Genomic DNA, 14051 nt, shown 5'->3' on the forward strand with positions numbered 1-14051 from the left:
ACACCCCGAACCGCCCACAGAGAGCCGCCCACACAGATCGAGTGAAGCTGGCGCGCTTGCTGTTTTATTGAGCAAAACCTCCACTTTTCGCGAATCTGCAGAGCTGTCATTACGCTCGGTCACTGAGCTGTTTGCCCGTTTTGCCTGCCCTGTATCCCATGGCGGCAATCCATCCGGGCACGGTGCCAGCCTGGGACAGCCCTTTTTTGAGGTTCACGTCTTCAAAAGAGCGTGAAAAAAACGGGTTTTCACAACTTCACAAGAGTGTGGCGAGCAAATGAATAGTTTTGCGTCTGAACATGCACCATTAGCGTCTACAACAGCCCAACGACACAGGACCGAGTATTCCTCGAACACCGGAGCCTGAAGCCTGTCCGCTACGGATTTGGTTGCACAAACGGATGTATCGACCATAAGTCGAATTGCCTCCCGCGCGCCGAAATGAGTTCATATGGCTCATAGGCCCGGCAGGTAGCGTCCGTCGAAGTTGCGATAAATTGCGAAGATTCGGACATGGCGATACTGCCATGAGATCCAGGGGCATCACTGACTCGCCCCGGAACGCCTGGCAGCCATGCCGACAATTTGGTGCTGCAGATTTTGGAGACGCGTTAAATGGCGCATAACGAAGCAGTCGACGTAGTACTGGTTGGGGCCGGCATCATGAGTGCCACCCTTGCAGTACTGCTCAAAGAGCTCGACCCCGCGATCAAGCTGGAAGTCGTCGAGCTGATGGATTCCGGTGCCGCGGAGAGTTCCAACCCGTGGAACAACGCCGGTACCGGTCACGCCGGGCTGTGTGAGCTCAACTACACGCCGCAGGCCGCCGATGGCACCGTCGACATCAAGAAAGCCGTGCACATCAACACCCAGTTCGAGGTGTCGAAGCAGTTCTGGTCGTACCTGACCAAAAAAGGCACGTTCGGCTCGTGCAAATCGTTTATCAGCCCGGTGCCTCACCTGAGTTTCGTGCAGGGCGACAGCGGCGTGTCCTTCCTCAAGGAGCGCTTCAAGGTGCTGAGCAAGCACCACGCCTTTTCGGACATGGAGTACACCGAAGACAAGGCCAAGATGGCCGAGTGGATGCCGCTGATGATGCCTGGCCGCGATCCTGGCGAAACCCTCGCCGCGACCCGCGTGATCAATGGCACCGACGTCAACTTCGGCGCCCTGACCAACCAGTTGCTCAAGCACCTGACCAGCGCACCCGATGCCCAGGTCAAGTACTGCAAGCGCGTGACCGGCCTCAAGCGCAGCAACGGCGGCTGGACCGTGAGTATCAAGGACGTCAACAGCGGCAACACCCGTGAAGTCGATGCCAGATTCGTCTTCCTCGGCGCTGGCGGTGCGGCACTGCCGCTGCTGCAGGCTTCGGGCATCGAAGAGAGCAAAGGCTTCGGCGGCTTCCCGATCAGCGGCCAATGGCTGCGTTGCGACAACCCGGAAGTGGTCAAGCACCACCAGGCCAAGGTCTACAGCCAGGCTGCCGTAGGTTCGCCGCCAATGTCCGTGCCGCACCTGGACACCCGCGTGGTCGAAGGCAAGAAGTCCCTGCTGTTCGGACCTTATGCCGGTTTCACCACCAAGTTCCTCAAGCACGGCTCCTTCATGGACCTGCCGATGTCGGTTCGCGCCGGCAACATCGGGCCGATGCTTTCCGTGGCAAAAAACAACATGGACCTGACCAAGTACCTGGTCAGCGAAGTGATGCAGTCGATGGAGCAGCGCCTGGAGTCCCTGCGCCGCTTCTACCCTGAGGCGAAAGCTGAAGACTGGCGCCTGGAAGTGGCCGGCCAACGAGTGCAGATCATCAAGAAAGACCCGAAAAAAGGCGGCATCCTGCAATTCGGTACCGAACTGGTCGCGGCCAAGGACGGTTCCCTGGCGGCACTGCTCGGCGCTTCGCCAGGTGCCTCGGTGACCGTTTCGATCATGCTTGAGCTGATCGAAAAATGCTTCCCGGGCAAAGCCAAGGGCGAATGGGCCAGCAAACTGGCAGAAATCTTCCCGGCCCGGGAAAAGGTCCTGGAAACCGACGCTGCGCTGTATCGAAAGATCAATACGCAGAACAACGTTGCCCTGGAACTGGTTGAAGCCAGCAGCGAAACCGAAAGCTACGCTTGATTCGGCCTTATAAAAAACGCCCCGTTCTCACTGAGAGCGGGGCGTTTTTTTATGCCTTTATAAGATCGCAGCCTTCGGCAGCTCCTACAGGAGGTACGCCGTTCCAAAGTAGGAGCTGCCGAAGGCTGCGATCTTTTGATCTTTAACCGCGAGCTTTTTCGATCAGCTCGATGTAATCCGGCGCGTTGCGCTGATCCTTGATCAGGGCAACGAAGTCATTTCCGTGCTCATCCTTGCCATTGACGTCGTAACCCGCTTCGACGAAGAACGTCAGGAAACGCGCGAAATCGTCGATGCGCAGGCCACGGTAAGCCTTGACCAGTTTGTGCAGGGACGGCGAAGTCGCGTCGACCGGTTCGAAATCGAGAAACAATTTGATCTGCTCATCGCCGATCTCGTCACCAATCACTTGTTTTTTATCTTTACGCATTGCCGACTCCAGCTCGCAGACATTTCACGGGGCGGGCAGTTTACCCCTGCGCAGGCACAAGGCTCAACGCGGACGAGTACTGCCGGTGTGCAGATCGGCCCAGACATGGCCATTGGCATAGCTGAGAAACTGGCAATACACCGTGTCGTTGCGCAACAAGTCGATCACCACCCGGTATTGCGCCAGCGGGTAATAGAGGGTCAGGGTCTTGCTCGCCTCGTCGTAAACCGGCTTCTTCAGGCTTTTGCTTTCACCATCGAAGTTGATCAGCACCTGACTGATGGTGGCACCCTTGTTCAGGGATTTGCCCTTGAGACGAATCATTAATGGGGACGTGACCGGAATCGGCTGTTGATTGGATTGACGCTGAGCACCGACCACCACCGAATAATCGGTGACCTGCATCAGTTGCTGCTGTTCGGGATCACTGTCACGCAGGGTCAAGTCATCGGGCGGCAGGAACTGCGCATGCATCGGCGCCGGCGCGGCGGCCAGGGGCAGGCTGAGGGTCAGCAACAGGGCTGTGCAGCAGCGGATCGAACGGCTCATGGCAGGCTCCGGAATCGGGGCCGAGCACTCTAGCATGGGCTGAAGGAAGTGGTTCAAGTGCACAGAAACCCCTGTGGGAGCGGGCTTGCTCGCGAAAGCGGTGTGTCAGCTAATTTGATGTCGGCTGACACGCCCTCTTCGCGAGCAAGCCCGCTCCCACAGGGGCAAAGATCAGTCGAACTGCGCGCGCATCCAGGCCTGATACTCGGCAACACCAGGCTCGCCTTCGCGTGGCGCCCAATGCGCCAGCTCACCCTCACCGACCGGGCGATAAGGTCCGGCCTTACATTCGAACATCAGGCTGTCGGCCTCGAGCACCACCAAACCGTGGAACACACCGGTTGGCAGGTCCACGCCAACACAGTCGCCACCGGCCTGGAGCACGGTCTTGCTGAGCACCGCGCCGGTCTCGTCAAAGATCAACACACCCAGCCGCCCCTTGAGAACCAACAGGGTTTCGGCCTTGTTGTCGCCCAAATGCCGGTGAGGCGGGATATACGTGGACGGCTGCAACCCCACCGCCATGCGATGGCAGGCGTCTTCCATCTGATGGAAGTTGTGATGCTGGCGCCCACGAGGACTGGCCGCGGCTTTCCCGGCCAGCTCGGCGAACAGGGTCTGATCCAGAAAGCGAGGCGTATCCATGTCTTACATTCCTTTAACGGCGAAAATCCCGTTGGCGTTACGCCAGTAGCCTTTGTAGTCCATGCCGTAACCGAAGATGTAGCGATCGATGCACGGCAGGCCGACGAAGTCGGCCTTGAGGTCCGGACGGGCCTTGCGGTCGTGGTCTTTGTCGATCAGCACGGCGGTGTGCACTTTGCGGGCACCGGCGTGTTTGCAGAAGTCGATGATCGCGCCCAGGGTGTGACCTTCGTCGAGGATGTCGTCGATGATCAGCACGTCACGGTCGATGAAGGAAACTTCCGGCTTGGCTTTCCAGAACAGGTCGCCGCCGCTGGTTTCGTTGCGATAGCGGGTGGCGTGCAGGTAGGACGCTTCCAGCGGGAAGTGCAGGTAGGTCAGCAGCTTGCCGGAGAAAATCAGCCCGCCGTTCATCACGCAGAACACCACCGGGTTGCTGTCCGCCAGTTGATCGTTGATTTGTGCACCGACGCGGGCGATGGCCGCCTCGACTTCAGCTTCGGTGTACAGGCAGTCAGCCTCTCGCATGATTTGACGGATATGCTCGAGATCAGCGGACATGGCGCTCTCCAAGGTTTTGGGGGGAGGGACGGATTCGGAAAAGCGGGCAAAGGTACGCATCAAGCGAGGCCAGATCAAGCGTTTGTGGACTAACGTACTGTATGTCTATAGGACAACACCCTCGGATAGATTAATCTAGGCCGGTTTTTTTGCCCGCCGCCGGAGCCTTTCCCCATGCCCATCCATGAGATCCGCCACCCGCTGATCCGTCATAAACTTGGCCTGATGCGCCGCGCAGACATCAGCACCAAGAATTTCCGTGAGCTCGCTCAGGAAGTCGGCGCCTTGCTGACCTATGAAGCCACCAAAGACCTGCCGCTGGAATCCTACGATATCGAAGGCTGGTGCGGCACGGTGTCGGTCGAGAAAATCGCCGGCAAGAAGATTACTGTCGTGCCGATCCTGCGTGCCGGCATCGGCATGCTTGAGGGCGTGCTCAGCCTGATCCCGGGGGCCAAGGTCAGCGCCGTCGGCGTTGCCCGCAACGAAGAAACCCTGCAGGCCCACACCTACCTGGAAAAGCTGGTTCCGGAAATCAACGAACGCCTGGCGATGATCATCGACCCGATGCTCGCCACCGGCAGCTCCATGGTTGCCACCATCGACTTGCTGAAAAAGGCCGGCTGCCGCGACATCCGCGCCATGGTGCTGGTTGCCGCCCCGGAAGGCATCGCCGCCGTAGAGAAAGCTCACCCGGACGTGATCATCTACACCGCTTCCATTGATCAGAAACTGAACGAGCACGGTTACATCATCCCTGGACTGGGCGATGCCGGTGACAAGATCTTCGGCACCAAGCAGAAGGACGCGTGACCATGCAGCAAGAGTTCAACGATCCGCTCTGGCGCACGGTGCTGTCGGGTGCACAGATGCTGTTCGTGGCCTTCGGCGCCCTGGTGTTGATGCCGCTGATTACCGGACTCGACCCGAACGTGGCGCTGTTCACGGCCGGCCTGGGGACGATCCTGTTCCAGATCGTCACCGGGCGTCAGGTGCCAGTGTTCCTGGCATCTAGCTTTGCCTTCATCACCCCGATCATTCTCGCCAAGGGCCAGTTCGGCCTGGCCGCGACCATGGGCGGCGTGATGGCGGCAGGTTTCGTCTACACCTTCCTCGGCCTCGCGGTGAAGATCAAAGGCACCGGTTTCATCGACCGCTTGCTGCCGCCGGTGGTAATCGGTCCGGTGATTATTTCGATCGGCCTGGCCATGGCGCCGATTGCCGCCAACATGGCCATGGGCAAGGCCGGCGATGGCAGTGAATTGATTCATTACCAGACGGCAATGATGATTTCGATGCCCGCACTGCTGACCACACTGATCGTCGCGGTATTCGGCAAGGGCATCTTCCGCCTGGTGCCGATCATCTCCGGCGTGCTGGTGGGCTTTGGCATGGCGTTCTACTTCGGTGTGGTCGATACCGCGAAGATTGCGGCGGCACCCTGGTTCGCCATCCCGCACTTCACCGCGCCGGAGTTCAACTGGCAGGCGATTCTGTTCATCGTTCCCGTGGCCCTGGCCCCGGCCATCGAACACATCGGCGGCGTGATTGCCGTGGGTAGCGTGACCGGTCGCGATTACCTGAAGAAGCCCGGCCTGCACCGCACCCTGCTCGGCGATGGCATTGCCACCACGGCGGCCGGTCTGTTCGGCGGCCCGCCCAACACCACCTACGCCGAAGTGACCGGCGCGGTGATGCTGACCAAGAACTACAACCCGAAAATCATGACCTGGGCGGCGATCTTCGCCATCAGCCTGGCGTTCATCGGCAAGTTCGGCGCACTGCTGCAAAGCATTCCGGTACCGGTGATGGGCGGGATTCTGTGCCTGTTGTTCGGTTCGATCGCGGCGGTGGGGATGAACACGCTGATCCGCCACAAGATCGATCTGGGCGAGGCGCGCAATCTGGTGATTGTGTCGGTGACCCTGGTTTTCGGGATCGGCGGCGTGCTGATCGGCACCGGCACCGGGCCGGACGATTTCGGCCTCAAGGGCATCGCGCTGTGCGCGGTGGTGGCGATTGGCTTGAACCTGATCCTGCCGGGCAATGACAGCTGGAAGCACAAGAAAGCGGATGAGCCGCTGATCTAAGCAGGTTCGGATTCTTCGCTGACTGAAAGACCCTCTTCGCGAGCAAGCCCGCTCCCACATTTGGAATGCATTCCACCTGTGGGAGCGGGCTTGCTCGCGAAGCTTTTAAAGCGCCAACGGCGCTCGCTCGCACAATGTACTCAACGCCCGAGCCCAATGCGGGTCATCGTTGAGGCACGGCACCAGCACCAGGTCCTCTCCCCCCGCTGCGCGGAATTGTTCCTTGCCGCGATCACCGATTTCTTCCAGGGTCTCGATGCAATCGGCAACGAACGCCGGGCACATCACCAGAATCTTTTTCACGCCGCTTTTGGCCAACTCATCCAGGCGCGCCTCGGTATAGGGTTCAATCCATTTGGCGCGTCCCAGGCGCGACTGGAACGACACCGACCACTTGCCCTCAGGCAACCCCATGCGCTTGGCAAACTCTGCCGCCGTACGCAGGCACTGGGCGCGATAACAGGTGGCGACCACCGCCGGCGACGCTCCGGCGCAGCAATCACCGCCACCCTCGAAGCAGTGACCGGGGTTGAGTTTCTTCAGATGCCGTTCCGGCAAGCCGTGAAAGCTCATCAGCAAGTGATCGAAATCCTGCTCCAGATAGGGCCGGGTCGTGGCCACCAACGCATCGAGGTATTCCGGTTGGTCGTAGAACGGCTGGAGCACCGACAACTGCACGTCGAGATTTTTCTCGCGCACCACGCGCCTGGCCTCCTCGATGACCGTCGTCGTGGTGCTGTCGGCGAACTGTGGATAAAGCGGGGCCAGGGTAATTCGCTTGTGTCCCGCCACGACCAGGCGCACCAGCGTCGATTCAATCGACGGCTCGCCGTAACGCATCGCCAATTCGACCGGACCGTGCTGCCATTGACTGATCATCGCTTGTTGCAGGCGACGGCTGAGCACCACCAGCGGCGAGCCCTCGTCCCACCAGATCGAGGCATAGGCATGGGCCGACTGCTCGGGACGCTTGATCAGGATCAGCGACACCAACAGCCGTCGAACCGGCCATGGCAGGTCGATCACGTACGGGTCCATCAGAAATTGATTGAGGTAGCTGCGCACATCCGCCACCGAGGTGGAGGCAGGTGAACCCAGGTTGACCAGAAGCAACGCGTGATCGGTCATGCAACGTCCTATTTCAAAGGCGACTGGACAGATCGTCCAAAGCCGCGCGCAAATCCGTGAACTTAAAAGTGAAACCAGCCTGTAACAAACGCACCGGAGTGGCGCGCTGGCCACCCAGCAATAACAGCGACAACTCGCCCAACCCCACCTTCAATACGAAGGCCGGCATCGGCATGAACGTCGGGCGATGCAATACGCTGCCCAGCGCCTCGGCAAACTCGCGGTTGCGCACCGGTTTGGGCGCGCACGCATTATAGGGACCGCTGGCCTCGTTGCGATGCAGAAGAAAATCAATCAGGGCGATTTGATCGTCGATATGAATCCACGGCATCCACTGCCGGCCGTTGCCTATCGGCCCTCCCAGGCCCAGTTTGAACGGCAGTAACAGCCGCGACAAAAAGCCGCCCTGCGCCGACAGCACCAACCCGGTTCGAATGAGGATGACGCGAATGCCCAACGCCTCAGCCCGCTGTGCGGTCTCTTCCCAGGCGATGCATAACTGGCTGGCGAAATCATCGATGACCGGTGGCGACTCTTCGGTCAACTCACGTTCGCCACCATCGCCATACCAACCAACAGCGGAACCGGAGATCAGCACCCGGGGTTTCTGTTCGCGGCTTTCCAGCCAGGCCAGCAGGGTTTCGGTCAGCGAGATGCGACTGCTCCACAACAGGGCTTTGCGTTTGTGCGTCCAGGGCCGGGCGGCAATCGGCGCACCGGCAAGATTGATAATCCCATCGACAGGTTCCTGCCCGAGATCCTCCAAACGGGCAATTCCACGCACTTGGGCACCACATATTTTCGCGACATTTTCAGGTTGGCGACTCCAGACTGTCAGGCGATGACCTTGGCCCAACCAGTGCCGGCAGAGCTGACGTCCTATCAAACCAGTACCGCCGGTCAGCAATATGTGCATGACTTCTTCCTCGCGTGGCGTTTTACCTTGTCCATTAGTCTATTTTTATAAGCAGGGATCTTTGGTATCGAGCAGGCTCTATGTTTAACAATAGGCCAAGCTGTCAGATCGAGAACGCTAAAAGTTATACCAAAAAACAATATTGTACAGGTTTGAACCCCAGCGTAGTCTGTACAGAAAGGTAAACGAGGCCCCTATGACTGTACCTGTCGCAATCATCGGCACCGGCATTGCCGGACTCTCCGCCGCCCAGGCCCTGACGGACCTCGGGTACGTGGTTCAACTATTCGATAAAAGCCGCGGCAGCGGCGGGCGCATGTCGAGCAAGCGCAGCGATGCGGGTGCCCTGGACATGGGCGCGCAGTATTTCACTGCCCGCGACCGGCGTTTTGTCAACGAAGTCCAGCGCTGGCAAGCCAAAGGCTGGGTCGCCGAGTGGACGCCGCAGCTGTATACCTACCATGGCGGCCAGCTCAACCTGTCGCCGGACGAGCAGACCCGCTGGGTCGGCACACCCCGCATGAGCGCCATCACCCGCGCGCTGCTCGGTGACCTGGAAGTGCATTTCGCCTGCCGGATCACCGAGGTCTATCGCGGTGAAGAACACTGGCACCTGCAGGACGCCGAAGGCTTCACCCACGGACCGTTCAGCCACGTGGTCATCGCCACGCCGGCCCCTCAGGCCACAGCTTTGCTGGCATCGGCGCCGAAACTGGCCGGGGCCGCCGCCGGGGTGAAAATGGACCCGACCTGGGCCATCGCCCTGGCCTTCGAAACGCCACTGGAAACGCCCATGGAAGGCTGCTTCGTACAGGACAGCCCACTCGACTGGCTGGCCCGAAACCGCAGCAAACCCGGACGCGACAACACACTCGACACCTGGGTGCTGCACGCCACCAGCGCCTGGAGTCGCCAGCACATCGACCTGTCCAAGGAAGCGGTGATCGAGCAGTTGCACGGCGCCTTCGCCGAACTGCTGCACGACTCCATGCCCGCGCCGAGCTTCAGCCTCGCCCACCGCTGGCTCTACGCCCGCCCCGCCAGCAGTCACGAATGGGGTACCCTGGCCGATGCCGACCTGGGGCTGTATGCCTGTGGCGACTGGTGCCTGTCCGGACGCGTCGAAGGAGCCTGGCTCAGCGGTCAGGAAGCCGCCCGCCGCCTGCATGAGCACCTGCAGTAAAGGGCATCGATCCGAGCAAATCGCTGCTGTCGCCTTGGACAGCAGCCCGCCAAAAACCTATACAAAAAATTTGACTTGTATAACTTCGAATCTATGATGAAGTTATCTTGTACAGACGCGAATGTTTGTACAGGTTCAGATTCGAGGTGCTCCGATGCTCCACTCCCCCGCCAAACCGAAAATCGCCATCAGCGCCTGCCTGATGGGCCTTGATGTGCGCTACAACGGCGGGCACAAAGAGTCGCGGCTGTGCAGCCGCACCCTCACTGACTACTTCGATTTCATCCCGGTCTGCCCGGAAGTGGCCATCGGCCTGGGTGTACCGCGCCAACCGATTCGACTGGTGGGCAGCGCGGATCAACCCGAAGCCGTGGGCACCCTCGATCACAAGCTTAACGTGACGCAACCACTGGACACCTACGGCCGGGACATGGCAGCGCAGTTGGGGGATATCTGCGGCTATATTTTCATGCAAAATTCCCCGTCCTGCGGGCTGGAGCGGGTCAAGGTCTACCACGCCAACGGCGCGCGGGCGGACAGAGACGGGCGCGGGATCTATGCCCGGGCCTTCTGCCTGCGGCACCCGGACTTGCCGGTGGAGGAAGACGGTCGGCTCAACGATCCGGTGCTACGGGAAAACTTCCTTACCCGGGTGTTCGCCTACAGCGCCTGGCAGCAACTGCGCCAGGAGGGCATGACTCGGCGTGGTCTCACGGACTTTCACTCGCGCTACAAATACCTGCTGATGGCCCACAACCCGGTGCAGTACAAAACCCTGGGCCACCTGCTGGGCAACATGGGCAAAACCGATCCGCATGAACTGGGCCCCCGCTATTTCAGCGAACTGATGGCGGCGCTGAAAAAATGCGCCACCCGCCGTACTCACACCAACGTCCTGCAACACCTCAGCGGCTACCTGAAACAGGCCATCAGCGGCGAAGACAAGCAGGAAGTGCAGCACGTGATCAGCCAGTACCGCCTGGGCATCGTGCCGCTGGTGGTGCCGCTGACGCTGCTCAAGCATCACTTTCGCCAACACCCCGATCCGTACATCGCACAGCAGGTTTACCTGCAACCGCACCCGGAAAACCTCAGCCTGCGAAACGCCATCTGATGAAAAAAGGACTCGACACCAGCGCCCGCGAAGACCTCGGCGATGACTTTAAAAAGGCGCTGGACGAAGGCTGGCTGCCGATCCGTGAAGTGGCGCGGCAAACCGGGGTCAATGCCGTGACCTTGCGCGCCTGGGAGCGGCGCTATGGTCTGATCGTGCCGCTGCGCACGCCCAAGGGCCATCGGTTGTTCTCGGCCGACCACGTACAACGCATCCAGACCATCCTCACCTGGCTCAACCGTGGCGTTGCCGTCAGCCAGGTCAAGCCATTGCTCGACACGCCTCAAGCCTTCAGCGAGTCCGTCGACAACGATTGGCACGCCTTGCTGCAAACGTTACTGCTGGCGGTCAGCCGATTGCAGGAGCGTGCCCTGGACGACAGCGTCAATCAGGCGATGGCGCTGTATCCGCCGCGAACCCTGTGCGAGCAATTGCTGATGCCCTTGCTGGCCGCTCTGGAGCAACGCTGGCAAGGCCAGTTCGGGGCGCAGATGGAGCGGGGCTTTTTTTGTGCCTGGCTGCGCAGCAAGTTCGGTGCGCGCATCTACCATAACAACCGTCAGTTGCGCACCGCGCCGTTGCTGCTGGTCAACCATTCGGACCTGCCCATGGAACCGCACCTGTGGCTCACGGCTTGGCTGGTCAGCAGTGCGGATTGCCCGGTGGAGGTCTTCGACTGGCCGCTGCCTGTCGGCGAACTGGCACTGGCAGTCGAACTTCTGCAACCCCGCGGGGTTCTGCTGTACTCAAGCAAAGCCCTGAATCCGGCGCAACTGCCGAAACTTTTCAAAGGCGTCAGTTGCCCAAAAATGATTGCCGGACCAACGGTATGCATCCACCACGCCGAGTTGTCTGCAAGTACTGCCGAGATCGCTGATTTGTACCTGGCCGAAGATCCGTTGTCGGCACATCAGGCACTCGTTCAGCGAGGACTGATTTAAATGGATCCCGTGGATAACAAAATGCAATTGATCTGGCTGCGCAGCGACTTGCGCCTGCATGACAACACCGCCCTCTCGGCCGCCGCGGCTCGCGGCCCGTGCGTGGCGGTGTATCTGCTGAGTCCGGAACAATGGCTGGTACACGATGATGCGCCCTGCAAAGTGGACTTCTGGCTGCGTAACCTGCGCGAAATGAGCCGCGAGCTGGGTCAACTGAACATTCCCCTGCTGATCCGCCAGGCTCCCCGCTGGGATGACGTGCCCAGCGTATTGCTGAACCTGTGCCGAGAGTGGCAGGTCGACGCGTTGCACCTCAACGAGGAATACGGCATCCACGAGTCCCGTCGCGATGCAGCGGTCGCCCGGACGCTACAGGCCGAAGGCATCGAAGTTCACCGCTACCTCGATCAATTGCTGTTCAGGCCCGGGAGCGTGCTGACCCGCACCGGCACTTACTTCCAGGTCTTCAGCCAGTTCCGCAAAGTCTGCTACGAGCGCCTGCACCACTCGCTGCCCAGCCTGGTAGGGGCGCCGCACAAACAAGCGCCGCTGAACATTGCCAGCGATGCGATCCCCTTGAGGATCGACGGTTTCGCAACACCTGCTGCTAACCTGCGCAACCTGTGGCCGGCGGGAGAAGCCGCAGCCCGGCATCGCCTCGACAGCTTTAGCGATGCACAGATCGAGCACTATCAAAGCGAACGGGATTTCCCGGCGAAGCCCGGTACCAGTCAGCTCTCGGCCTATCTCGCCGCCGGGGTGATTTCTGTACGCCAATGCCTGCACGCGGCCTTGAACAGCAATCAAGGTGAATTCGAAAGCGGCAAGACCGGCGCCGTCACCTGGATCAACGAACTGCTGTGGCGCGAGTTTTACAAACACATCCTGGTGGGTTACCCACGGGTTTCCCGGCACCGCGCGTTTCGTCCGGAAACCGAAGCCCTGGCCTGGCGCAACGCCCCAGAAGAACTGGCCGCCTGGCAACAGGCGCGTACCGGCTTGCCGATCATCGACGCCGCCATGCGCCAACTGCTGGCAACCGGCTGGATGCACAACCGCCTGCGCATGGTGGTGGCGATGTTCCTGACCAAAAACCTGCTGATCGACTGGCGCGAAGGCGAACGCTTTTTCATGCGTCACCTGATTGACGGCGACCTGGCGGCGAACAATGGTGGCTGGCAGTGGAGTTCGTCCACCGGCACCGACTCGGCGCCTTACTTCCGGATTTTCAACCCGTTGAGCCAGTCGGAAAAATTCGACCCCGAAGGCGTGTTCATTAAGCAGTGGTTGCCGGAACTGGCCGGGCTGAACAAAAAGGACGTGCACAACCCCGCCAATCTCGGCGGCCTTTTCGGTGTTGTGGATTACCCCCCACCGATCGTCGACTTGAGCGCTTCCCGTACGCGTGCGTTGACGGTATTCAAAAACCTGCCCTTGCGGCAGTATGCCGCCGTTGGATCATGAATTATCGCCTCCGGGATGACTTCGATGCCGGGGCTTTGCATGATGGACATTTACCCGTATTGGGCCGGGCAATTGCCCGGCTGAAAAGGAGATTGGGATGAGTCGTACGCTCGCACGACGATACTGGCTGACCGGTGCCAGCAGTGGCATTGGTGCCGCCCTGGCCGAAGAAATCCTCAAAACCGGTGCGCACCTGGCCGTCAGTTCGCGCACCGTGGCACCACTGAAAGACTTGTCGCTCCGTTACCCGGGGCAGGTGCTGGTGGTCGCCGGAGACCTGACCAACAGCCAGACCGTGCGCGAGATCGGCGAGCAGATTGCCGAAGACTGGGGCTCGCTGGACACCGTGATACTCAACGCCGGTACCTGCGAGTACGTGGATGCCAAGCAGTTCGATGCGTCGATTGTCGAGCACGTGGTGCGTACCAACCTGTTGGCCAGCAGTTATTGCATCGAGGCCGCCCTGCCTTTGCTGCGGGCCGGTACCGCACCGCATATGATCGCCATGGCCAGCACGGTGACTTACCTGCCACTGCCCAAGGCAGAAGCCTGCGGCACCTCAAAGGCCGGGCTGCGTTACCTGTTCGAGTCACTGCGCATCGACCTGGCCCCGGAAGGCATAGAACTCACGGTGATCAGCCCCGGGTTTGTCGAGACGCCGCTGACAGCGAAAAACGACTCCTCCATGGCTTTGAGCTGGCCGGTGGAGAAAGCCGCGCGGCACATCTTCGAAAAACTCAAGGACCGCCCGCTGGAAATCGCTTTCCCGGCGGCGTTCATGGGCGCCCTCTGGCCACTCGCCAAACGGCCGGACCAAGTGAAACTGGAAATCGGCAAGCGCATGATACGCAGCCAGCCGCCGATCAAGGATCAACCCTGAAAATCGCCATTATCGGCATCGGTATC

The 14051-nt window shown here is 60.2% G+C and carries 14 protein-coding genes and 1 pseudogene; 9 read left to right on the top strand and 6 right to left on the bottom strand.

The annotated features are described in order from the left end of the window. Window positions 1-615 precede the first annotated feature (615 nt). Window positions 616-2124, top strand: coding sequence for a malate dehydrogenase (quinone) (gene mqo, locus AB4O40_RS12715; RefSeq protein WP_409078418.1), 1509 nt, complete (start codon window positions 616-618; stop codon window positions 2122-2124). A gap of 142 nt (window positions 2125-2266) precedes the next feature. On the opposite strand, the gene AB4O40_RS12720 is transcribed toward mqo, so the two are convergent. From AB4O40_RS12720 to AB4O40_RS12735, 4 genes are all read right to left on the bottom strand, one after another. Then, complete coding sequence (locus AB4O40_RS12720; RefSeq protein WP_046041883.1) at window positions 2267-2554, bottom strand: PA4642 family protein; 288 nt, start codon at window positions 2552-2554, stop codon at window positions 2267-2269. A gap of 63 nt (window positions 2555-2617) precedes the next feature. Continuing rightward, entirely contained in the window at window positions 2618-3103 is a 486-nt protein-coding gene (locus AB4O40_RS12725; protein WP_056726258.1) for a hypothetical protein, read from the bottom strand. A gap of 171 nt (window positions 3104-3274) precedes the next feature. Further along, the gene (locus AB4O40_RS12730) at window positions 3275-3748 is read right to left on the bottom strand and encodes a WbuC family cupin fold metalloprotein (RefSeq protein WP_056726259.1); all 474 of its coding nucleotides are present in this window, start codon (window positions 3746-3748) and stop codon (window positions 3275-3277) included. A 3-nt stretch (window positions 3749-3751) separates the two neighbouring features. Next, entirely contained in the window at window positions 3752-4309 is a 558-nt protein-coding gene (locus AB4O40_RS12735) for a hypoxanthine-guanine phosphoribosyltransferase (RefSeq protein WP_008045996.1), read from the bottom strand. 174 nt (window positions 4310-4483) lie between these two features. Here AB4O40_RS12735 and upp point away from each other — a divergent pair, with 174 nt between their 5' ends. Further along, window positions 4484-5122, top strand: coding sequence for a uracil phosphoribosyltransferase (gene upp, locus AB4O40_RS12740; RefSeq protein WP_056726260.1), 639 nt, complete (start codon window positions 4484-4486; stop codon window positions 5120-5122). A gap of 2 nt (window positions 5123-5124) precedes the next feature. Then, a complete protein-coding gene (locus AB4O40_RS12745) occupies window positions 5125-6399 on the top strand; it encodes a uracil-xanthine permease family protein (protein WP_046041878.1) in 1275 nt (424 codons plus the stop codon). A gap of 105 nt (window positions 6400-6504) precedes the next feature. On the opposite strand, the gene hemH is transcribed toward AB4O40_RS12745, so the two are convergent. Further along, on the bottom strand, window positions 6505-7527 hold the full coding sequence (gene hemH / locus AB4O40_RS12750) for a ferrochelatase (protein ID WP_056726261.1): 1023 nt from the start codon (window positions 7525-7527) through the stop codon (window positions 6505-6507). A 13-nt stretch (window positions 7528-7540) separates the two neighbouring features. Beyond that, window positions 7541-8443 carry a TIGR01777 family oxidoreductase gene (locus AB4O40_RS12755; protein WP_056726262.1) on the bottom strand — a complete coding sequence of 301 codons (903 nt, stop codon included), beginning with the start codon at window positions 8441-8443 and terminating at the stop codon, window positions 7541-7543. A 196-nt stretch (window positions 8444-8639) separates the two neighbouring features. Here AB4O40_RS12755 and AB4O40_RS12760 point away from each other — a divergent pair, with 196 nt between their 5' ends. The 6 genes and pseudogenes from AB4O40_RS12760 to AB4O40_RS12785 all read left to right on the top strand — a co-directional run bounded on the left by AB4O40_RS12760 (window position 8640) and on the right by AB4O40_RS12785 (window position 14025). Next, window positions 8640-9626: an NAD(P)/FAD-dependent oxidoreductase gene (locus AB4O40_RS12760; RefSeq protein ID WP_460054286.1), complete on the top strand. Its 987-nt coding sequence runs from the start codon at window positions 8640-8642 to the stop codon at window positions 9624-9626. A 154-nt stretch (window positions 9627-9780) separates the two neighbouring features. After that, on the top strand, window positions 9781-10740 hold the full coding sequence (locus AB4O40_RS12765) for a YbgA family protein (protein ID WP_460054284.1): 960 nt from the start codon (window positions 9781-9783) through the stop codon (window positions 10738-10740). After that, window positions 10740-11681: a MerR family transcriptional regulator gene (locus AB4O40_RS12770; RefSeq protein WP_056726265.1), complete on the top strand. Its 942-nt coding sequence runs from the start codon at window positions 10740-10742 to the stop codon at window positions 11679-11681. The genes AB4O40_RS12765 and AB4O40_RS12770 overlap by 1 nt, the downstream gene beginning before the upstream one ends. A 21-nt stretch (window positions 11682-11702) precedes the next feature. After that, window positions 11703-13145: a deoxyribodipyrimidine photo-lyase gene (phrB, locus tag AB4O40_RS12775; protein WP_056726334.1), complete on the top strand. Its 1443-nt coding sequence runs from the start codon at window positions 11703-11705 to the stop codon at window positions 13143-13145. A 2-nt stretch (window positions 13146-13147) separates the two neighbouring features. Beyond that, window positions 13148-13246, top strand: a pseudogene (locus tag AB4O40_RS12780) (nuclear transport factor 2 family protein); the annotation flags it as partial. Next, the gene (locus tag AB4O40_RS12785; RefSeq protein ID WP_056726266.1) at window positions 13243-14025 is read left to right on the top strand and encodes an SDR family NAD(P)-dependent oxidoreductase; all 783 of its coding nucleotides are present in this window, start codon (window positions 13243-13245) and stop codon (window positions 14023-14025) included. The pseudogene AB4O40_RS12780 and the gene AB4O40_RS12785, both read left to right, overlap by 4 nt. The last annotated feature ends 26 nt before the right edge of the window (window positions 14026-14051 follow it).

It is taken from the genome of Pseudomonas sp. S2_F07 (assembly GCF_054668325.1).